The sequence below is a fragment of the Streptomyces ficellus genome (assembly GCF_009739905.1).
GTDB classification, from domain to species: Bacteria; Actinomycetota; Actinomycetes; order Streptomycetales; family Streptomycetaceae; genus Streptomyces; species Streptomyces ficellus_A.
This window is the reverse complement of the sequence record NZ_CP034279.1, coordinates 3,946,056-3,965,884: the sequence shown is the minus strand read 5'-3', so window position 1 is coordinate 3,965,884 and position 19,829 is coordinate 3,946,056. Positions and strand designations below refer to the sequence as shown.

The 19,829-nt window shown below is 70.6% G+C and carries 23 protein-coding genes and 1 tRNA gene; 17 read left to right on the top strand and 7 right to left on the bottom strand.

All coding sequences use genetic code 11. From position 1 onward, the window contains the following. Positions 1 to 11: 11 nt before the first annotated feature. Both EIZ62_RS17760 and EIZ62_RS17755 read left to right on the top strand, forming a co-directional pair. Positions 12 to 1,403: an NAD(P)/FAD-dependent oxidoreductase gene (locus tag EIZ62_RS17760; RefSeq protein ID WP_156693632.1), complete on the top strand. Its 1,392-nt coding sequence runs from the start codon at positions 12 to 14 to the stop codon at positions 1,401 to 1,403. A gap of 317 nt (positions 1,404 to 1,720) precedes the next feature. Further along, on the top strand, positions 1,721 to 2,839 hold the full coding sequence (locus tag EIZ62_RS17755) for a DUF5677 domain-containing protein (protein WP_156693631.1): 1,119 nt from the start codon (positions 1,721 to 1,723) through the stop codon (positions 2,837 to 2,839). A gap of 349 nt (positions 2,840 to 3,188) precedes the next feature. Here the strand turns inward: EIZ62_RS17755 and EIZ62_RS17750 are convergent, their stop codons facing one another. Continuing rightward, on the bottom strand, positions 3,189 to 3,656 hold the full coding sequence (locus tag EIZ62_RS17750) for an NUDIX hydrolase (protein WP_156693630.1): 468 nt from the start codon (positions 3,654 to 3,656) through the stop codon (positions 3,189 to 3,191). An 18-nt stretch (positions 3,657 to 3,674) separates the two neighbouring features. Here EIZ62_RS17750 and EIZ62_RS17745 point away from each other — a divergent pair, with 18 nt between their 5' ends. The 12 genes from EIZ62_RS17745 (at position 3,675) to EIZ62_RS17695 (ending at position 11,263) form a co-directional block, all read left to right on the top strand. Continuing rightward, a complete protein-coding gene (locus EIZ62_RS17745) occupies positions 3,675 to 4,454 on the top strand; it encodes a GntR family transcriptional regulator (RefSeq protein WP_156693629.1) in 780 nt (259 codons plus the stop codon). Between the two features lie 138 nt (positions 4,455 to 4,592). After that, positions 4,593 to 4,925: an SCO3933 family regulatory protein gene (locus tag EIZ62_RS17740; protein WP_156693628.1), complete on the top strand. Its 333-nt coding sequence runs from the start codon at positions 4,593 to 4,595 to the stop codon at positions 4,923 to 4,925. A 3-nt stretch (positions 4,926 to 4,928) separates the two neighbouring features. Next, entirely contained in the window at positions 4,929 to 6,275 is a 1,347-nt protein-coding gene (locus EIZ62_RS17735) for an FtsK/SpoIIIE domain-containing protein (protein WP_156693627.1), read from the top strand. 5 nt (positions 6,276 to 6,280) lie between these two features. Beyond that, the gene (locus EIZ62_RS17730) at positions 6,281 to 6,907 is read left to right on the top strand and encodes a DUF2637 domain-containing protein (RefSeq protein ID WP_156693626.1); all 627 of its coding nucleotides are present in this window, start codon (positions 6,281 to 6,283) and stop codon (positions 6,905 to 6,907) included. Between the two features lie 14 nt (positions 6,908 to 6,921). Then, positions 6,922 to 7,110: a mobile element transfer protein gene (locus EIZ62_RS17725; protein WP_156693625.1), complete on the top strand. Its 189-nt coding sequence runs from the start codon at positions 6,922 to 6,924 to the stop codon at positions 7,108 to 7,110. Between the two features lie 19 nt (positions 7,111 to 7,129). Further along, positions 7,130 to 7,285 carry a hypothetical protein gene (locus EIZ62_RS31985; protein WP_167536389.1) on the top strand — a complete coding sequence of 52 codons (156 nt, stop codon included), beginning with the start codon at positions 7,130 to 7,132 and terminating at the stop codon, positions 7,283 to 7,285. Between the two features lie 11 nt (positions 7,286 to 7,296). Continuing rightward, positions 7,297 to 7,569: a SpdD protein gene (locus EIZ62_RS17720; protein WP_156693624.1), complete on the top strand. Its 273-nt coding sequence runs from the start codon at positions 7,297 to 7,299 to the stop codon at positions 7,567 to 7,569. Between the two features lie 92 nt (positions 7,570 to 7,661). Continuing rightward, on the top strand, positions 7,662 to 8,219 hold the full coding sequence (locus tag EIZ62_RS17715; protein ID WP_156693623.1) for a GGDEF domain-containing protein: 558 nt from the start codon (positions 7,662 to 7,664) through the stop codon (positions 8,217 to 8,219). A 113-nt stretch (positions 8,220 to 8,332) separates the two neighbouring features. After that, positions 8,333 to 8,527 carry a hypothetical protein gene (locus EIZ62_RS17710; RefSeq protein WP_156693622.1) on the top strand — a complete coding sequence of 65 codons (195 nt, stop codon included), beginning with the start codon at positions 8,333 to 8,335 and terminating at the stop codon, positions 8,525 to 8,527. Next, positions 8,524 to 9,927: a replication initiator protein RepSA gene (gene repSA, locus EIZ62_RS17705; protein WP_167536388.1), complete on the top strand. Its 1,404-nt coding sequence runs from the start codon at positions 8,524 to 8,526 to the stop codon at positions 9,925 to 9,927. Before EIZ62_RS17710 ends, repSA begins: the two co-directional genes overlap by 4 nt. Next, a complete protein-coding gene (locus tag EIZ62_RS17700) occupies positions 9,924 to 10,112 on the top strand; it encodes a helix-turn-helix domain-containing protein (RefSeq protein WP_156693621.1) in 189 nt (62 codons plus the stop codon). Before repSA ends, EIZ62_RS17700 begins: the two co-directional genes overlap by 4 nt. Further along, positions 10,112 to 11,263, top strand: a complete 1,152-nt coding sequence (locus EIZ62_RS17695) for a tyrosine-type recombinase/integrase (protein ID WP_156693620.1) — start codon at positions 10,112 to 10,114, stop codon at positions 11,261 to 11,263. Before EIZ62_RS17700 ends, EIZ62_RS17695 begins: the two co-directional genes overlap by 1 nt. A gap of 68 nt (positions 11,264 to 11,331) precedes the next feature. Here the strand turns inward: EIZ62_RS17695 and EIZ62_RS17690 are convergent. Then, positions 11,332 to 11,408 (bottom strand) — tRNA-Thr (locus EIZ62_RS17690). Between the two features lie 193 nt (positions 11,409 to 11,601). Here EIZ62_RS17690 and EIZ62_RS17685 point away from each other — a divergent pair. The 3 genes from EIZ62_RS17685 (at position 11,602) to EIZ62_RS17675 (ending at position 14,103) form a co-directional block, all read left to right on the top strand. Continuing rightward, on the top strand, positions 11,602 to 12,699 hold the full coding sequence (locus EIZ62_RS17685; RefSeq protein WP_156693619.1) for an ABC transporter ATP-binding protein: 1,098 nt from the start codon (positions 11,602 to 11,604) through the stop codon (positions 12,697 to 12,699). Between the two features lie 234 nt (positions 12,700 to 12,933). Continuing rightward, positions 12,934 to 13,347 carry a hypothetical protein gene (locus EIZ62_RS17680; protein WP_156693618.1) on the top strand — a complete coding sequence of 138 codons (414 nt, stop codon included), beginning with the start codon at positions 12,934 to 12,936 and terminating at the stop codon, positions 13,345 to 13,347. 39 nt (positions 13,348 to 13,386) lie between these two features. After that, positions 13,387 to 14,103, top strand: a complete 717-nt coding sequence (locus EIZ62_RS17675; protein WP_156693617.1) for a nucleotidyltransferase family protein — start codon at positions 13,387 to 13,389, stop codon at positions 14,101 to 14,103. A gap of 91 nt (positions 14,104 to 14,194) precedes the next feature. Here EIZ62_RS17675 and EIZ62_RS17670 read toward each other — a convergent pair whose 3' ends face one another. The 5 genes from EIZ62_RS17670 to ispD form a co-directional block, all read right to left on the bottom strand. Further along, positions 14,195 to 15,874 (bottom strand): DoxX family protein, encoded by a 1,680-nt coding sequence (locus tag EIZ62_RS17670; protein WP_156693616.1) that lies wholly within the window; start codon positions 15,872 to 15,874, stop codon positions 14,195 to 14,197. A gap of 94 nt (positions 15,875 to 15,968) precedes the next feature. Then, positions 15,969 to 16,919, bottom strand: a complete 951-nt coding sequence (rlmB, locus tag EIZ62_RS17665) for a 23S rRNA (guanosine(2251)-2'-O)-methyltransferase RlmB (RefSeq protein ID WP_156693615.1) — start codon at positions 16,917 to 16,919, stop codon at positions 15,969 to 15,971. Positions 16,920 to 16,995: 76 nt separating this feature from the next. Next, on the bottom strand, positions 16,996 to 18,390 hold the full coding sequence (gene cysS / locus EIZ62_RS17660; RefSeq protein ID WP_156693614.1) for a cysteine--tRNA ligase: 1,395 nt from the start codon (positions 18,388 to 18,390) through the stop codon (positions 16,996 to 16,998). Positions 18,391 to 18,448: 58 nt separating this feature from the next. After that, entirely contained in the window at positions 18,449 to 18,937 is a 489-nt protein-coding gene (gene ispF / locus EIZ62_RS17655) for a 2-C-methyl-D-erythritol 2,4-cyclodiphosphate synthase (protein ID WP_156693613.1), read from the bottom strand. Beyond that, positions 18,927 to 19,664 (bottom strand): 2-C-methyl-D-erythritol 4-phosphate cytidylyltransferase, encoded by a 738-nt coding sequence (gene ispD, locus EIZ62_RS17650; RefSeq protein ID WP_156693612.1) that lies wholly within the window; start codon positions 19,662 to 19,664, stop codon positions 18,927 to 18,929. The genes ispF and ispD overlap by 11 nt, the downstream gene beginning before the upstream one ends. Positions 19,665 to 19,829: the final 165 nt, after the last annotated feature.

The following is a 19,829-nucleotide window of genomic DNA, read 5'->3' as shown; positions in this document are numbered from 1 at the left end:
CGAGGAACCACATGAGCACCGTCAACGGCGGCATATCGTTCTGGTACGCGCAGGAGGGCACCCCGGTTCCCCGGGAGCCCCTCCCCGGCGACACCACCGCCGACGTCTGCGTCATCGGAGGCGGTTACACCGGCCTGTGGACCGCGTACTACCTGAAGAAGGCCGTTCCCTTCCTCAACATCATCGTCCTGGAGCAGAAGTTCTGCGGCTACGGCGCTTCCGGCCGGAACGGTGGCTGGCTCTACAACGGCATCGCGGGGCGCGGCCGTTACGCCAGGGCGCACGGGCACGAGGCGGCCGTGCGCCTCCAGCAGGCCATGAACGACACGGTCACCGAGGTCGTCAGGACCGCGTCCGACGAGGGCATCGACGCCGACGTCCACCAGGGCGGCGTCCTGGAAGTCGCCCATACGCCCGCCCAGTTGGCGCGCCTCAGGGCGTTCCACTCCGTCGAGGTCGCCTTCGGGGAGAAGGACCGCGAACTGTACGGGGCCCGGGAGACCGCCGAGCGCGTCCGGGTCACCGGCGCCGTGGGTTCCTCGTGGACGCCGCACGGCGCCCGCATCCACCCGGTCAAGCTGGTGAAGGGCCTCGCCGCCACGGTCGAGGCGCTGGGCGTCACGATCCACGAGTCGACGCCGGTCACGGAGATCAGGCCCAAGCACGCCGTCACCCCGTACGGCACGGTCCGCGCGCCGTACGTCCTGCGCTGCACCGAGGGGTTCACCGCGAGCATCAAGGGCCACAAGCGCACCTGGCTCCCCATGAACTCCTCCATGATCGTCACCGATCCGCTCCCTCAGGACCTCTGGGACGCCATCGGCTGGGCCGGCCGCGAGACCCTCGGCGACATGGCCCACGCCTACGTGTACGCCCAGCGCACGGCCGACGACCGCATCGCCATCGGCGGCCGTGGCGTCCCGTACCGCTTCGGCTCGCGCACCGACAACGACGGCCGCACCCAGCAGGCCACCGTGGACGCCCTCCGCGAGGTCCTCGTCCGCTTCTTCCCCCGCCTCGCCGGCACGCCCGTCGCCCACGCCTGGTCCGGCGTGCTGGGCGTCCCTCGCGACTGGTGCGCCACGGTCACCCTCGACCGCTCGACGGGTCTCGGCTGGGCCGGCGGCTACGTCGGCTCGGGCGTCGCCACCGCCAACCTCGCCGCCCGCACCCTGCGCGACCTGATCCAGCAGGACTCGGGCCAGGGCGGCCCCACCGACCTGACGACCCTCCCCTGGGTCAACCACAAGGTGCGCCGCTGGGAACCCGAACCCCTGCGCTGGCTCGGCGTCCACGCCCTCTACGCCGCCTACCGCACCGCCGACCGCCGCGAGGCCACCACCCACACCCCCACCACGGACCGCGTCGCCACCCTCGCCGACCGCGTCTCCGGCCGCCACTGACCCACCCCGGAGACGACAAAGGCCCCGGACGCATCGCATCGTCCGGGGCCTTGCTCATCGAGCACTGGAGCCCCCTGTCGGGTTCGAACCGACGACCCCCGCTTTACAAGTTCGATCAGGGGCACTGTGCCACTCGCCCGGCAGGGCGACCGGCCGTCGCGCTGGGCCGCTCGTGTATGCGGCTGTGTGCCCTCGTTGATGTCAGCCGTGGATGTCAGGCCGCCTGTCACGGCGTCGTGACGACTGATCTGCCAAACCGGTTGTGGAGCGTTACGAAGATGCGGTGTACTGGCAGGTTCTCCAGATAGGGGTGGCAAGTGGATCCGGAAGAGTCCGCACTTCTTCGCTATGCGGCAGGAAAGGTGAATTCGGCGATCGCCAATGGCGAATTTACCGCAGACGATGACGATCGGGTTTCGGCAACTTTGCTGTCCGCCATGGCGGAGGCTGTAAGTAACTCCACTGAGATTACGCCCGCTGATCACAAATGGTTTCAGCGTCGCATTCATAAGCGCCGTCATTCTGGCGCTGCCTACATGGGGAAGGTGCGGCGCTCTCTTTTGAAGCGATGGGGGCGCGGTCTACGGCTCTACGATCAGACGCTCATCGCAGCCGAAGTATTGAACGAGGCGCTCGAAGACTGTATCGGAGCCTGGATTCTAAGCGATGACTGTGCCCAGCCGGAAAAGCTGTTAGGCGTCGAGGGCGCTATGGGCGGGCGCAGCTTGAAATGCATCCTTATGCTGTCGCTGCAATCTCGGGCATGCTCGGTGGCCCACGAGATTCGCTTGCTGGCGGAACGAGGCTTCCCTGAAGGGGTTATGGCCAGAAGTAGAAGTCTGCATGAGTTCGCGGTGATTGCCGCCGCGCTCTCTTCACTCGGCCTGGTCGACACCTCAGTTTCTGACAGGTACGGCGCATGGACAGTGGCGGAGGCCCGGAAGGCAGATCGCGTTATTGCGGGGCAAGGAGGCACGCCGGAGCCGCGGGGACAGTCGGGTGCGGAGCTGGAAACTCGGGCAGAGGCCACCTGGGGCAGTGACTTCTTCAAACAGAACGCTTGGGCGACTCCCTTGTTTCCGAACAGGCGGCCCCCCATCCCGTTCGTTGATATCGAAAAGCATGTAGGCATGGACCACATGCGTAGCTACTACCTGGCAGGTAACGAAGCAATTCACGCTGGCCCTTCCGCACTCACTGACCGTACACGGTTTCGTAACGGATCAATCTTCCCGGTCAGTAGCGAGGTCCAGCATGAGACGGTTCGGCACTTCTTGGCTGTCGCCTTGATTTCGCTGACGGATGTCAGTATCGAAGCATGTAAAGCGGTTGCCTCTATTACGCAAGATTTCGACCTCATGTTCGCTGTAAAGGTGATATCTGACGCGTCTGAAGAGGCGGTTGAAGAGTTTAGGCAAGGCGGGATGAGGCCATAGCGCTAGGTCGGTGGAGCGGGTTTGGCCGGTGGCCTGCCCGGTTTGGGGCCGAGCATGATCAGGGGGCCGTACGCTGGTTGGCAACTCGGGCAGGCTTTGGACCTGCCCGTAATGAGCACGAGTGGCCCCCTGGTCTTGCTCGGCGCGGGACCCGGACCGGGGAGGTGGCTAAAGCCGCGGAGCCGACCGCCCCAGCCACAGCGGGTTTCTCCCACTCATCAACCCGAGCTGCTAGGCGTGCGGCCGGCGGCCGGGCCGGAGCGGGGCGGAGACAGGAGCGTCGGCCCGGACGACGGGCCGCGCGCGCCGCGCTGTGCGCGGCGGGTGCCTTGATGAAGTAGGGAAAGTTCTACCGCGCTGGGCTGAGGTGCTTGCCGTCGTGGCTTCGGACGTGAGGGCCATCCCCGTCCAGGGCGTCCAGCAGCCGGACTGCGTAGACCTCGGACATCCGCTCGGTGATCTCTTCGGGCGTGAGCCAGTCGACTGCCAGCGATTCTGCCGACGTGCGTTCGGTGCCCCCGGAGGGCTTGCAGCGGAACACCAGGGCGACGATGCCCCGAGCCGTGTTCTTGTAGACGCCGGTCAGCTCGTCGACCTCGACGCGGATGCCGGTCTCTTCCAAGACCTCGCGGGCTACGCCTTCTTCCGGCGACTCCGCCAGTTCCAGCACTCCACCCGGCAGCTCCCAAGTCCCGTTGTCCGCGCGCCGGATCGCCAGGAGCCGCCCGTCCTCCCGCACCACCGCTCCCGCCACGGACACGGAGTGCAGCGGCGTTGACTTGTGTTGCTGGGAACCCGTACTCATGTACAGGAGCATAGGAGGAAGAGAAGGACTATGGGAACTTCGGTAGGAGGTGGCAAGGCCGTACCCCGATACCTACAGATCGCTGACGAGATCGTTCAGCAGATCCGGGCAGGCGTCCTGAAGCCTGGTGACATGGTGCCGAGTGAGTCGGAGCTGGTGGAGCGCTACGGCGTCTCCGGCGGAACGATTCGCAAGGCCATGGTGGAGGTCCGGGCCAGTGGGCTCGTCGAGACCCGCCACGGCAAGGGCTCGATCGTGAAGGACCGGCCGCCCGTACGACTGCGGTCTTCGGACCGGTTCCGAGCGTCCCATCGTCGGGGCGGCAAGGCCGCGTACCTCGCCGAGTCCGAGCAGTCCGGGGCGACCGCCAAGGTGAGCGTTCTGTACATCGGTCCCATGGAGGCCCCCGAGGACATCGCTGAGCGACTTGGCGTCGAGGCCGGCACCCAGGTGCTCGCCCGACGGCGCCTGTACTTCCGCAACGGCACCCCGGTCGAGACTGCCTCGTCGTACCTTCCGTGGGACGTGGTCAAGGACATCCCCGAGCTGTTCGCCGAGAACCCCGGCCCTGGTGGCATCTACGCCCGGCTCGAAGACTACGGCCACACCTTCACCGAGTTCGTTGAGACACTCACGGCCCGGGCAGCCGCCAAGGCTGAGGCGTCCGAACTGGCCCTGAGCCCCGGTGCACCAGTGGTCCACCTGATCCGCAACGCGGTCACGACCGAAGGTCGTGTGGTGGAGGTCTGCGACACGCTCATGGCCGCTGACCAGTTCGTTTTCCAGTACCGGATCCCTGCCGCCGACTGACGCTCGCTCAACTCCCCCCAGCCCGCCGTGATTTCTTCTTCGCGGCGGGTTGACTCATGTACAGGAGTGCTGCACTCTTCTTCATGTCACTCATGTACATGAGTGACGGAGTTCAGCACTTCTAGAGGAGTGATCTCTGTGCGTCAGATTCCCGTGGACATGACCGGCACGACCGTGATGGTCGCCCAGCCGCCCCAGCTCAAGATGCGCGACAAGAAGCACGGCGTCGTGGCCGTCGACCCCGAGACCAACGGGTCCCTGATGACCGTCGACGTGCTGTTCGTCGCGAACGGCAACGCCGAGGTGATCACGGTGACCGTCCCGGAGGCGGACATCTCCGGTGAGCTCACGACCGGGACCCCGGTCGCCCTGACCGGCCTGGTCGCCCGGCCCTGGGAGAACGAGTTCAACGGCCAGAAGCGCCACGGCATTTCGTTCCGCGCCGCCGCTGTCACCTCGCTGGCGGGCTGACCGATGACCGGCGGACAGATCACCGCGCTGATCGGCTTAGCGCTCGTCGTAGCCGGGTTGGTGCTACTGCGCTGGCAGCGACCGGCCTGGTACTGGGTCGCCTTCGCCGCCCCTGCCAAGCTCGTGCGGATCGTGGCCACCTACCGCTCCGTCATGGAGGCGTGCGGGCTGACCGAGCCTCCGTCCCGCATACGGCTGGCCATCGCGGCGGCCACCAACCGGACCGCGACCCGCATGGTCCCCCGCCTCACCCGCTTCCGGATCACCGCGAACGGCATGGTGCTGCGGATCAGGCTTCGGCCGGGCCAGGAAGTACGGGACTTCCAGACCGCCACGGAACGGCTCCGTCACTCCTGGCGGGCCCACGGTGTCCACATCAAGGCGCTCAAGCCGGGCTGGCTGCAAATCCGGATCATCGGCTACGACGTACTGCGGCGAGTCGTCATGCCACGTACGGCCGTACCCGACCTGCTCGCCGTTCCGGTCGCACTTCGCGCCGACGGAGGCGTACAGATACGGGACTTCCGCACCATCGCCCACGAGTTGGTGATCGGCGCCACCGAGTCCGGCAAGTCCGTATACCTGCGCGGACTGCTCAAGGGCCTCGCTCCACAGCCGGTCGCCCTGGTCGGCATCGACTGCAAGTGGGGTGTCGAACTGGCCCCGTTCGCCCGCCGTCTGTCGGCACTCGCCTGTACGCCGGAAGAAGCCGCGGAACTGCTCGACGCCCTGGTCGACGAGATGACCAGCCGCTACGAACTGATCCGCTCGGTTCAGCGGCTGACGCGGGATACGCCGTTGGAGTCGTTCACCTCCGACATCTGGGGGCTCGATGAGGACATGCGGCCGGTGCCGGTCGTGGTGTTCATCGACGAGGTGGCCGAGCTGTTCCTGACGGCCACGGCCGCCGACGAGAAGCGGCGGGATCACATGGTGTCCCAGCTCGTACGTCTCGCTCAGCTCGGCCGGGCCGCCGGCATCTACCTGGAGGTCTGCGGCCAGCGTTTCGGCGCGGAACTCGGCAAGGGAGCCACCGCGCTGCGTGCCCAGCTCAGCGGCCGGGTCTCGCACCGGGTCAACGAGGAAACGACGGCCAAGATGGCACTCGGCGACATTGGCCCGCTCGCGATGAACGCCGCGACCGCGATACGGCCCGACAAGCCGGGGACCGCCGTGGTCGGTGTCTCCTCCGGTAGCTGGTCGCTGATCCGCAGCCCGTTCAGCAGCCTCGATGACGCTGTGGCGGCCTGCAACGAGCACGCGGCCATGACGCCGCACCTCCCGTCGCTCGACGCGTTCCACCCGGACACCACGCTGTCCGCGCTGGCGCTCGTCGCCGACAAGGCGTGATCCCGATGCGCTCGTCCCTGCGGCTCGACGCCGTACTCGTACAAGCCGTCATCGCCGGTGCCCTGTCCTTCTCCCACCTTCACGACTTAGCGGCCGCCGCTGGGCAGAACGGCTGGAAGGCATGGGCCTACCCGATCTCCGTGGACCTGCTGCTCGTCGCCGCCTGGCGTCAGCTTCGGGCACTGCGCGGAACCGACGCTCCACGGCGCTCGGCCTGGACCTGGTTCGCGGTAGCGCTCGCCGCCTCGCTCGGAGCGAACGTCGCCACGGCCGGACTGCTCGACCTGAACGACGTTCCGGACTGGCTGCGCATCCTCGTCGCCGGGTGGCCGGCGCTCGCCTTCCTCGGCGGCACCCTCCTGGTCCACACCCCGGCTCCCGAGCACCACGAGCCGACGCCGGTGGAGGCGGAAGAGACCGAGCCGGTACGCGAAGAGGTCACCGAGCCGGAGCCCACGCCCGCGCTGCCTCCCGCCGCTCCGAACGTCCCGCCCGCCCTGATCGCCCACGCCCGCAAGCTCGCCGACGCCCACCAGGCGTCGACCGGCCAGCCCATCGACGCCGACACCCTGCGCGCCCGGCTCGGCGTCCCCGCCCCGATGGCCGACGCCATCGCCGCCCAGCTCACCTGAGAGGAGGTGAACCCATGGCCCGCAACCGCTTCTGGGACATGGACCGCATCGGCCCCGTCCAGATCGGCACCCACCACGACCGCAACGGACGCGAAGCGCACGCCGCCGCCTGCACCGCGCCCGGCTGCGACTGGTCGGCCGACTACTTGAGCCGCGCCGCCGCCGAACTCGCTGCTCGCACCCACCGCTGCAACCCCCGCTGACACAAGGGAGATCACCGCCATGGACGTCCCGCTCTGGCTCGGCCTGATCGTCGTCGGCTGGCTCGGCATCAAGCTCGTCCGACCGCCCCTCTGGCTCGTCGTCGTCCTGATCCTGGGCGGCTACCTCCTCGCCGACAGCTTCCTGAGCCCCGCCATCGACCCGCTCGCCAAGTAGGAGGCACACCCGTGTTCAAGCCCAAGTACCCGCCGTCCGACACCCACCAGGCCATCACGCCCCACAGCGCCCCGGCCCCCGTCGTACCGACGCACCAGGCCCAGCCCGGCCTCGTCCAGAGGGTCGGGGCCAACCCCACGGCGGCCGTGGTCGGCGTCGTCGCGGTCGGAGCCGTGCTCGTCTCCACGCTCCTGGCCGTGGCCATCACCGGTATCGCGCTCTCGATCAGCGGCGTGGTGCTCCTGCTCCTGGTCCGCCTGCTCCGCCAGGAACTCAACCGCTGACCGGCCGCCGGGCGGTGCCACAAGCCGCCAAGCATCGCCACCGCCCCGGACGGCCCATACAACGCCCCTTCCAACCGCAACAAGGGAGAACCGTGGACACGCAAGCGCTCGCCTTATCCCTGCCCCTGCTCGGCTGGGCCGCCCACTCCGGGTACCTCGCCCACCGGCTGGCCACCGCCCGCCGCGACCCGCTCACCGGCCTCCGCACCCGCGCCGGATGGACCGCTCGGGCCGAACGCCTCATCCGCCGGCACCCCGACGCCCTGGTCCTCCTCCTGGACGTCGACGACTTCAAGACCCTCAACGACACCCACGGCCACGCCGCCGGGGATGCCGCGCTCACCGCCACCGCCGCACGCCTGACCGTCTGGTGCGGCCGGGACGGCATCGCGGGCCGACTGGGCGGCGACGAGTTCGTGGCCGTGGCCCACTCCAAGACCGCACGCGACATCGACGGCCTCGTGGACTTCCTCCAGGAGCCGCTGGCTTACGCCGGTAAGAGCATCCCGATGTACGTCTCCGTGGGCGCCTCCCGCGTCGAGGACCTGCCGGTTCGCAGCCTCTCCGACGCGCTCTCGGCCGCCGACGCCCACATGTACGAGATCAAGGGAAAGACCGGTCGCCGGGGCTCTCGCTCCCTCGCGCCCTGACCCTCAGCGCGCACACGTTCTGACCGGCCTCCGGGCGGCGCACAAGCCGCCAAGCATCGCCGCCGCCCGGACGGTCCGGCCCCTTCCAACCGCAATCGAAAGGAAGCTCCATCATGTCCCAGCACAGCCCCGCCCGGATGCGGGTCTGCCCCGACTGCGACGGCTTCCCCGTCGTCGCGATCGACACCGGCACCCGCCTCCCCGACGGCACCCGCGCCACCCTCCAGGTCACCTGCCGCCGCTGCCGGGGCATCGGCGCCACGACCGTCCCGGCCCAGGTCGCCCTCGGCCACCAGGAGCGCATGTGACCGACACCGCGACGTTCGCGGGCCTGGACCCGGTCACCTTCGGCGATCTGCTGCGGGTGGCCGGGTCACCGGGCTTCGACCGCTGGCAGGACCAGATCCGCCGCACCGGGGGCTGCGCCAATCCGATCCACCTCACCGGCTGGACCATCACCAAGGAGAAAGCCACCGGCGAGGTCCTGCACCGCTACTCCACCGAGGACGAACCCGGGGGGCGCCTCCGCCTGGCCTGCGGCAACCGCCGCGCCTCCCGCTGCCCCGCCTGCGCCTGGATGTACGCCGCCGACACCTACCACCTGATCCGCGCCGGACTCGCGGGCGACCAGGACAAGGACGTCCCCGCCACCGTCCGCGATCACCCGCGCGTCTTCGCCACCCTCACCGCCCCCAGCTTCGGCCCAGTACACAACCGCCCCGACACCGGCCGCTGCCGCTGCGGCACCCAGCACCAGGCCGACGACCACGCACTCGGCACCCCGCTGAACCCGGACACCTACGACTACGCCGCCGCCGTGCTGTTCAACAACTACGCGGGTGCCCTGTGGCAGCGGTTCACCAACCGGCTCCGCCGCGAGATCGCCGCCCGCGCCGGGCTCACCCAACGGGAGCTGAAGGAAGCCGCCCGCGTCTCGTACGGCAAGGTCGCCGAGTTCCAGAAGCGCGGTGCCGTCCACTTCCACGCCGTCATCCGCCTCGACGGACCGGACGGCCCCGAGGACCCGCCGCCCGCCTGGGCCACCGGGCAGCTCCTCACCGACGCCATCCGCGCCGCCGTCGCCCACCCCTACACGACCGTCACCGTCCCGGCCGCCGCCGACCAACCCGCCCGCACCCTGCGCTGGGGCACCCAGCTCGACATCCGGCCCATCCGCGCCTTCGAGGCCGGCACCGACATCACCGAACAAGCCGTCGCCTCCTACGTCGCCAAGTACGCCACCAAAGCCGCCGAAACGACCGGCACCCTGGACCGCCGCATCGGCGAACTCGCCGAACTCGACCGCCACCAGGTCCCCCAGCACGCCCAGCGCCTCATCCGGGCCTGCAAGCAACTCGACCCCGTCTACCCCGACCGCCGCCTATGGGCCTGGGCGCACATGCTCGGCTTCCGCGGCCACTTCTCCACCAAGTCGCGCCGCTACTCCACCACCCTCGGCGCACTCCGCCAGATCCGCGCCGACTACCGCGCCGCCCAACAACGCGAAGCCCTCGGCCTGCCCGACCTCGAGCACGACCAGGACGACACCGTCCTCGTCCTCGCCGACTGGCAGTACGCCGGACACGGCCACACCCCCGGCGAATCAGTCCTCGCGGCCTCCATCGCCCGAGACCTCCAGCTCAACCGCGAAACCGCCCGCGAAGCCCTGCACGACGTCCAACTGGCCCTGGAAGGAGCCGCCGCATGACGACCGCAACCGCTGAGCTGCTGACCGTGCCGGAGGTCATGGCGCGGCTCAAGCTGGGACGCTCCAAGGTCTACGACCTGATCCGCTCGCGTCGCCTGACCTCCATCAAGATCGACGGCTGCCGCCGAGTCCCCGCTGACGCGGTCCGGGACTTCATCCTCGGTCAGATCGAGGAGGCCGCCTGATGGCCGTACAGCGCAAGCGCAACCCGAACGGCGCGGGCACCATCACCAAGCGCAAGGACGGCCGCTACCAGGCCGCCGTCTACGTCCTCCAGCCCGACGGCACCCGCGCCCGCAAGTTCGCCTACGGCAAGACTTGGGCCGAGTGCGACACCAAGCGCCGCGAACTCCTCGACAAGGTGGACCAAGGCGTGCCCGTGCCCACTCGCTCGGCCAAGCTCGCGGAGTGGCTACCGTACTGGCTGGACAACATCGTCAAGCCCCGGCGCAAGCTCAGCACGTACGAGAAGTACGAGGCACACGTCCGCCTCCACCTCTCCCCCATGCTGGGCACCAAGCGGCTCGAAACCCTTGGCGTCGCCGACGTGCGCCGCTTCCTGACCACGCTGGAGAAGAAGACCACCGCCGCCACCGCGAAGGAGTCGCACCGCGTCCTGCGCTCCGCGCTCTCCTCCGCCTGCCGCGAGGAGCTGATCACGCGCAACGTGGCCAAGCTGGTGGAGCCGCCGCGCCCCACGCCCCGGGACCTGCGCCCGTGGTCCCTGGACGAGACGCTGACGTTCCTGGCCGCCGCCCGGAAGGATCCGCTCTACGCGGCCTTCGTGCTCGCCATCACGATGGGCCTGCGCCGGGGTGAGGTCGTCGGGCTCCGCTGGTCGGACATCGACCTGGACAACCGCGTCCTGGTCGTGCGCCAGCAGCTGCAGCGACGGCGCGGCGTGCTCTACAACGACGAGACGAAGGGCCGCCGCTCTCGCGCCCTGCCGCTGCCCGTACTGTGCGTCGCGCCGCTCCGGTGGCACCGGATGCGCCAGGAGGCCATGCGCGTGAGCGCCGGTAAGGACTGGCAGGACACCGGCTACGTCTTCACCACTCGCTCGGGCCGTCCCATCGAGCCGCGCAACCTGCACCGCTCCTTCGTTCGGGTCTCCGCCGCCGCCGGCCTCCGCCCCATCCGCCTCCACGACGCCCGGCATGGCTGCGCCACGCTCCTCACGGCGGCCGGGGTCGCACCCCGCGTCGTGATGGAGATCCTGGGCCACAGCCAGATCAGCCTGACGATGGACGTCTACACGCATGTGGTGCAGGACACGCAGCGCGAGGCGATCAGTCACATGGACCGGCTGCTCAAGAGGCGGCCCGCCCGCGAGTGACCGCCGCCGTTGATGTCACCCGTGGATGTCAAAGACCCCCCGCCATGATCGGCGGGGGGTCTTTTCGCTGGAGCCCCCTGTCGGGTTCGAACCGACGACCCCCGCTTTACAAGAGCGGTGCTCTGGCCAGCTGAGCTAAGGAGGCACTGCGCACGAGTGTAACCGGACACCACCACGACCCGGTCGGGAATTTCCCTGGCCATCGGCTACTGACAGACCGCATGTCGCCAGGTAGCGTCACCCCAGGTTCGTGTGCGTTTCACGCGCGCGGACCGGACCGTCTCTCCCTCTACTCGGATCGTCCGGCACGTTCCTGCCGGTGAAGGGACTACATCACCATGGCTTCTGTCACGTTCGACAAGGCGACCCGGATCTACCCCGGGGGCACCAAGCCCGCCGTCGACCAGCTGGAGATCGAGATCGCCGACGGCGAGTTCCTCGTTCTCGTCGGCCCGTCCGGCTGCGGCAAGTCGACCTCGCTGCGCATGCTCGCCGGGCTGGAGGACGTCAACGGCGGCGCCATCCGGATCGGTGACCGTGACGTCACGCACCTGCCGCCGAAGGACCGGGACATCGCCATGGTGTTCCAGAACTACGCGCTGTACCCGCACATGACCGTCGCCGACAACATGGGCTTCGCGCTCAAGATCGCCGGGGTCAACAAGGCGGAGATCCGCAAGAAGGTCGAGGAGGCGGCGAAGATCCTCGACCTCACCGAGTACCTGGACCGCAAGCCGAAGGCGCTCTCCGGCGGTCAGCGCCAGCGGGTGGCGATGGGCCGTGCCATCGTGCGCGAGCCGCAGGTGTTCCTGATGGACGAGCCGCTGTCGAACCTCGATGCCAAGCTGCGTGTCTCCACCCGTACGCAGATCGCGAGCCTCCAGCGCCGCCTCGGCATCACCACCGTGTACGTCACGCACGACCAGGTCGAGGCCCTCACCATGGGCGACCGGGTCGCGGTCCTCAAGGACGGTCTGCTCCAGCAGGTCGACACGCCGCGCAACATGTACGACCGCCCGGCCAACCTGTTCGTCGCCGGCTTCATCGGCTCCCCCGCCATGAACCTGGTGGAGGTGCCGATCACCGACGGCGGCGTGAAGTTCGGCAACAGCGTGGTGCCCGTGTCGCGCGAGGCGCTGTCCGCCGCGGCCGGCAAGGGCGACACCACGGTGACGGTCGGCGTCCGGCCCGAGCACTTCGACGTGGCGGGCGCGGAGAGCGACCAGGGGCTGGCCGTGTCGGTCAACGTCGTCGAGGAGCTCGGCGCCGACGGGTACGTGTACGGCTCCACGCGCGTCGGCGGCGAGGACAAGGACTTGGTGGTCCGCGTCGGCGGGCGCGCCATCCCGGACAAGGGCTCCGTGCTGCACGTCGTACCGCGCCCGGACGAGATCCACGTGTTCTCCACCTCCACGGGCGAGCGCCTCACCGGCTGACGCCGAAGAACTCGCGCCGAAAACTCGTACGCGGCCCCGCACTTCGGTGAGGGGCCGCGTACTTCGGTGGGGGCGCTGGGCGTCCCGGCGGCCCTTGATGTCGACAAATACCCCGGCACATGGGTCAATTCGGACCCCGTTCGTCAACACCCAATTCGAAAAGGAGCATCGAACCATCCCCCGTGGGGGTGACTAAATGTCTCCAAATCATCACTGGCCGCTACGCTCACGTCCGTGACCCACACCGCACGCCGAATCGGCCGCTCTCTCGCCCTCGTCCTGCCCGTCGTCCTGGTGCTCTCCGGAACTCTCGCGGTCACCAGTGTGCCGTGGGCGGGCAGCAGCTCCCAGACGCAGATGCTCACCGCGTCCTCCGAGAACGTCTCGGTACGGGCCAAGCCCCGTGCCCCGCAGGATATTCTCCGCGACAAGCTCCTCGCAGAGCTTCAGGAGAAGGACCCGGGTGTCGCGCTGACGCACCTCCAGCGCACCGTGGAGGAGCGCCCGTCGCTCGCCAAGCACTGCATGTCGATCGCCCGCGCGCTCGGCAAGGCCGCCGTACAGCACTACGGCCCCGTCCGCGCCCAGACGTTCTCCCGCCCCGTGTGCGACACGTCCTACGCCGCCGGCGTCGCCCACGAGAGCTGAGCGTATCGCCGGCACCGGGGTGCGCCTATCGTGCGCGGTATGCACACCTCTCCGACGCAGGCCGTGGTCCTGGCGGGCGGCCAGGGTTCCCGACTGCGCCCGTACACGGACGACCGCCCCAAGCCGATGGTCGAGATCCCGGGAACCGGGACCCCGATCATCGGCCATCAGCTTTCCTGGCTGGCCGCCGAGGGCGTGACCGACGCCGTCGTCTCCTGCGGCCACCTCGCCGAAGTGCTCCAGCAGTGGCTGGCGACGGCCGAACTGCCCCTGCGCGTCACCACCGTCGTGGAGACGGAGCCGCTGGGCCGCGGTGGCGGCCTCAAGTACGCGGCCGCGCACCTGCCGCACCCCGACCGGCCGTGGTACGCCACGAACGGGGACATCTGGACCCGCTTCTCGCTGCGTGAGATGGCCGCGTTCCACACCGAGCGCGACGCCACCGCGACACTCGCCCTGGCGCGTCCCCGTATCCCCTGGGGGGCCGTCGAGACGGACACCTTCGGGCACATCACCGACTTCATCGAGTCGCCGCCGTCGCCCTACCTCATCAACGCGGGCGTGTACGTCTTCTCCCCGGCCTTCACGGGCCTCCTGCCGGACGTCGGGGACCACGAGCGCACCACGTTCCCCGGGCTGGCCCGTGAGCGGCGCCTGGCGGGCTTCCCGCTGCCGCACGGGGCGTACTGGAGGGCCATCGACACCGCGAAGGACCTCCAGGAGGCGGCGAAGGAGCTGGGCGCCCGGACGTCGTAGGAGGACGACGGCACACACGGGAGGGGCGGTCACCGCGTTCGCGGTGACCGCCCCTCCCGTGTGTCGTCCCGCCGGCTCCCGCCGGCGTACGTCAGCCGAGCAGGCCGCCGATGGGGTTGCGGTTGCCGCCGGTGGACGAGCCGCCGCCGGAGCCGCTCGAACCGCCGCCGCCGGAGCCGCCGCCCGAGCCGGAGCCGCCGGAGCCGCTGTCGTCGCCGCCACCGCCGCCGCTGCCGCCGCCGTCACCGCCGTCGCCGCCGCCCGTGGAGGTCGGGCCGGCGCTGCTGGTCGGCGGGGGAACGGGCTCGGACTGCTCCGGGGCCTCCTGGCCGGTGCCCTGCGAGGCGGTCGGCCGCTGCTCCTCGACGCGCTCCTCCTCCTCGGCGGTCTCGGCCGGCGAGGACGCGGACTCCTCGGCCGTCGGGCCGGTGGACGCGGACGCCGAGGGCTCGGGGCTGCCGGTGGACTCGCGGGCCGACGGGGAGCGCTCGCCGGGCTCCTCGGGGAGCGGCCGGCCGGGCAGGTGGTTGGTGGGGTCGTCGTTCGGCCCGGGGACGGTGACCATCTCCGTGGACCGTACGGCGCCGCCGAGGACCGAGCCGATGAGCAGCGTCAGGCCGACGACCACGGTGGCGACGACCACGCCGCGCCGCAGGACCCGGCGGCGCAGGTCCCAGAGGGCCGAGCGGGGGCCGAGGGTGCGCCAGGCCTCGCCGGCGAGGCGCCCGTCGATGGAGTAGACGGGCGCGCCGGCGATGATCAGCGGCGACCAGGCGGCGAGGTAGATGATGTCGGGCGCGTCGTAGACGGGGACGGTCTTCCAGCTGACGGTGAGGATCAGCGCGGCGGACAGCATGACGCCGAAGACGGCGGCGACCCGCTGCCAGAGGCCCAGCACGGTGAGGACGCCCACGATGACCTGGGCGAAGGCGACGGTGAGGCCGGCGCCGACGGGGTGGGCGAGCGCGAAGTCGCGCAGCGGCTCGGCGAGCGCCCAGGGGTGGAGGGAGTTGAGCCACTTGACCATGGAGCCGCGTTCGCCGCCGTCGAAGTAGACGGGGTCGCAGAGCTTGCCCATGCCGGCGTAGATGGAGATGAAGCCGAGGAACACGCGCAGCGGGAGCAGCACGACGCCGAGGTTCATCCGGCGGCCGGGGTAGTACGCGTGCCGGTGGGCGGGGCCGGTGTACGCCCCGTCGGCGGGGCGGTCGTCGGCGCGGGCGTCGTGGCCGTCGCGGTCGAGGCCGTCGCGGTCGTCGCGGTCGAGGTCGTGGCCGGTGCCGTACGCGTCGGCGTAGCCGTGGGGCCGGTGGCCGTCGGGCTGCTCGTCGTAGGCGCCGACCGCGCGGCGCATGGGCGGCAGGAGCGGTGGCGCGTCGGGGCCGACGCGCTGGGCGCCGACGACGGGCGTCGGCATCGTGTCGTCGAGGCGCGGGATGACCTGGGTGGCGCCGGCGTCGAGCGTGCCGAGGGCCGTCGATTCCCGCACGGCCTGGAGCAGACCGGTCGCGCCGGGGTCGCCGGGCGAGGACTTGCCGCTCCACACGACGGGGGCGCGCCGCCTCGCCGCCGCACCGCCGGCGCCGGCCGCGCCGCTCATGGCGGGCACGCGGGCGGGGTCGGCCGACCGGGGCTTGTTCGCCGGGGCGAGCTGCACACGGAAACTGGCGTGGTTCACGATGACCTGCGCGGGATCGCAATCCACCTTGACCATGCTCAGCGCAGGCTGATCGTCGAAACCGGGCCGGGGCGTTCTGGTGTCCACACTCATCTAACCGAGTGACGCGGGTTTAGGACACTGCCTTGACGGCCGGTAAATGTCCGAGACCCGTCAAGATCATGACGGGTCCCGGGATCGTGCGGGATCAGGCGCGCCGGCGGGCCGCCTCGTACAGCACCACACCGGCCGCGACACCCGCGTTGAGGGACTCGGCGCCGCCCGGCATGGGGATGCGGACGAGGTGGTCGCAGGTCTCGCCGACCAGGCGGGACAGGCCCTTGCCCTCGCTGCCGACGACGATGACGACCGGGCCGCCCAGGGCCTCCAGGTCGCCGACCTCGGCGTCGCCGTCAGCGGCCAGGCCGACGACGGTGATGCCGGCCTTCTGGTACGCCTCGAGGGCGCGGGTGAGGTTGGTGGCGCGGGCGACCGGGGTGCGGGCGGCGGTGCCCGCGGCGGTCTTCCAGGCACCGGCGGTCATCCCGGCGGCGCGCCGCTCGGGCACGACGACGCCGTGGCCGCCGAACGCGGAGACGGAGCGGACGACGGCGCCGAGGTTGCGCGGGTCGGTCACGCCGTCGAGGGCGACGATCAGCGGGTCCTCGCCGTCGTCGAAGGCGGCGGCGGCGAGGTCCTCGGGGTGGGCGTACTCGTACGGCGGGACCTGGAGGACGAGGCCCTGGTGGTTGAGCCCGTTCGTCATGCGGTCCAGCTCGGCGCGCGGGGCCTCCATGAGGTTGATGCCGCCGCGGTCGGCCGCGAGCTTCAGCGCGTCGCGCACCCGCTCGTCGTTGTCGATGAACTGCTGCACGTACAGCGTCGACGCCGGTACGCCGTCCCGCAGCGCCTCGAAGACGGGGTTGCGGCCGACGACCATCTCGGACGAGCCCTTGCCGCCGCGGCGGGCGACCTGGCGGCGCTGGGTCTGCTTGGCCTTGGCGTTGGCGACGCGGTTCTTCACATGGCCCTTGCGCGCGGACGCGGGCGGCGTGGGGCCCTTGCCCTCGAGGCCCCGGCGCCGCTGGCCACCGCTGCCGACCGTCGCGCCCTTCTTGTTGGACGTGCGGCGGTTCCTGCGCTGGCTGTTCCCGGCCATGACTTACCTGCTCTGTCGATGCGTGTCGTACGTACGTGTATATGAAGTGTGCCAGCGGAAGCGTGCCGGCGAGGGCTCAGCGTGCGCCGAGCGTCCAGCGCGGCCCGTCGGGGCCGTCCTCGATGACGAGCCCGGACTGGCCCAGCTGGTCGCGGATCGCGTCGGCCGTGCCCCAGTCCTTGCGGGCGCGGGCCGCCTCGCGCTGGTCCAGGACCAGCCGTACGAGGCTGTCGACGACCCCGTGCAGGTCCTCGCCCCGGTCGGCCTCGCCGGCCCAGTGCGCGTCGAGCGGGTCCAGGCCGAGGACGCCGAGCATGGCGCGGACCTCGGCGAGCCGTGCGACGGCGGCTTCCTTGTCGTCGGCGGCCAGCGCGCTGTTGCCCTGCCGGACGGTGGTGTGGATGATCGCCAGCGCCTGCGGGACGCCCATGTCGTCGTCCATGGCCTCGGCGAAGGCGAGCGGCACCTCGGCGGCCGGTTCGACGGGTCCGGCCTTCTCGACGACCCGCTGGACGAAGCCCTCGATGCGCGCGAACGCCGACTCGGCCTCGCGCAGCGCCTCCTCGCTGTACTCGATCATCGACCGGTAGTGCGGGGTGCCGAGGTAGTAGCGCAGGACGATCGGCCGCCACTGCTTGACCATCTCGGAGACCAGGACGGAGTTGCCGAGCGACTTCGACATCTTCTCGCCGCTCATGGTGACCCAGGCGTTGTGCACCCAGTAGCGGGCGAACTCGTCGCCGAACGCCTTGGCCTGGGCGATCTCGTTCTCGTGGTGCGGGAAGACCAGGTCCAGTCCGCCGCCGTGGATGTCGAAGGCGGAGCCCAGGTACTTGTGCGCCATGGCCGAGCACTCCAGGTGCCAGCCGGGGCGGCCGCGCCCCCACGGCGTCTCCCAGTCGGGCTCGCCGGGCTTGGTGGCCTTCCACATGGCGAAGTCGCGCGGGTCGCGCTTGCCCGCCACGCCCTCGTCGGGCTGGCGCAGGTCGTCGATGTCCTGGTTCGACAGCGCCAGGTAGTCGGGGAAGGACCGGACGTCGAAGTAGACGCTGCCGTCGGCGACATAGGCGTGGCCGCGCTCGATCAGGCCGCGCATCATCTCGATCATCTCCGGGACGTGCCCGGTGGCGCGCGGCTCGTAGCTGGGCGGCAGGCAGCCGAGCGCCTCGTACCCGTCGTTGAACGCGCGCTCGTTGTCGTACCCGATCGACCACCAGGGGCGGCCCTGGTCGGCCGACTTCGCGATGATCTTGTCGTCGATGTCCGTGACGTTGCGGACGAACGTGACGTCGTAGCCGCGGTAGGCGAACCAGCGGCGCATGATGTCGAAGTTGAGCCCCGACCGGATGTGACCGATGTGCGGGGCGGCCTGCACGGTGGCACCGCACAGGTAGATCGAGACGCAGCCCGGCGTGAGCGGGGAGAAGTCACGGATCTGCCGGGCGCTGGTGTCGTACAGACGAATAGTCACCACTCCAGGGTAGTGGGCGCGTGCCAGTGCCCCGCGCCCGTAGGGCGGAACGGGCGCTTCAGCCGCGCCGTACGAGGAGCGCCGTGGCGATGGCGGCGAGGCCCTCGGCGCGGCCGGTGAGCCCGAGGCCGTCCGTCGTCGTGCCGGACACCGCGACGGGCGCCCCGGCCGCCGCGCCCAGCGCCTTCTGCGCCTCGTCGCGCCGCTTGCCGATCTTCGGGCGTACGCCGATGACCTGGACGGCGATGTTGCCGATCTCGAAGCCCTCGGCGCGGACGATCCGGGCGGCCTCGGCGAGGAGCGTCACGCCGGAGGCGCCGGACCACTCGGGGCGGGAGGTGCCGAAGTGGGCGCCGAGGTCGCCGACGCCGGCGGCGGAGAACAGGGCGTCGCAGGCGGCGTGGGCGGCCACGTCGCCGTCGGAGTGCCCGGCCAGCCCGTAGCCGTCGGAGTCCTCCCAGAGGAGGCCCGCGCACCACAGTTCGCGGCCCTTCTCGAAGGCGTGGACGTCGGTGCCGATGCCGATGCTGGGCAGGTCAGAAGCCATCGTTGGCCCTCCTCCGGGCGAGGACCGCCTCGGCGAGTACGAGATCGAGCGGGCGGGTCACCTTGAACGCCTCCTCGTGGCCGGGCACCACGACGACCGGCTCGCCGAGCTGTTCGACCATGCTCGCGTCGTCGGTGACGTTGTCCGTGACGGTCGCGTGGGCGCGCACGAGCGTGTCGCGGTCGAAGCCCTGCGGGGTCTGCACGGCGCGGAGGGTGGCGCGGTCGGGCGTGGCGAGGACGGGCTCGGCCTCGCCCTTCTCGCGCGGCTCGACCTGCTTGACGGTGTCGGCGAGCGGTACGGCGGGCACGACGGCGACGGCTCCGTCGCGGACGGCCTCGACGACCGCGTCGACGGTGTCGACGGGTACGAGCGGGCGGGCCGCGTCGTGGACGAGGACGGCCGTGATGTCGTCGGGCAGCGCCTCCAGCCCGAGGCGCACGGACTCCTGGCGGGTCTCGCCGCCGGGGACGACGCGGTAGTCGGTCCTCTCGGGCAGGGCGTGCGTGTCGAGGAGGTTCTTCACCTCGGGCGCGCCGTCCGGCGGGGCGACCACGACGACGAGGGAGACCGCGCGGGAGGCCGCCATGGCGCGGACCGCGTGGATGAGCATGGGCGTCCCGTTCAGCGCGCGGAGCGCCTTCGGGGCGCCCGGGCCGAGCCGTACTCCCCGGCCGGCGGCGGGGATGACCGCGGCGGTGCGGGTGGGGGGACTGACGTCTGACATCGGTTGCACTCCGGCAGGTTTGTCGACTCGGCCGACGTGGGTATGGCCTTCTGCGGGGCGGCGCGACGCCTTGACCGGACCCTTCCGTGACCCGGGCCGGGCGACTGCGCCGACTGCCCGGGCACGAGGCCCGTACGGGCGGAAGCGGTCCTGGAGCCGGACATG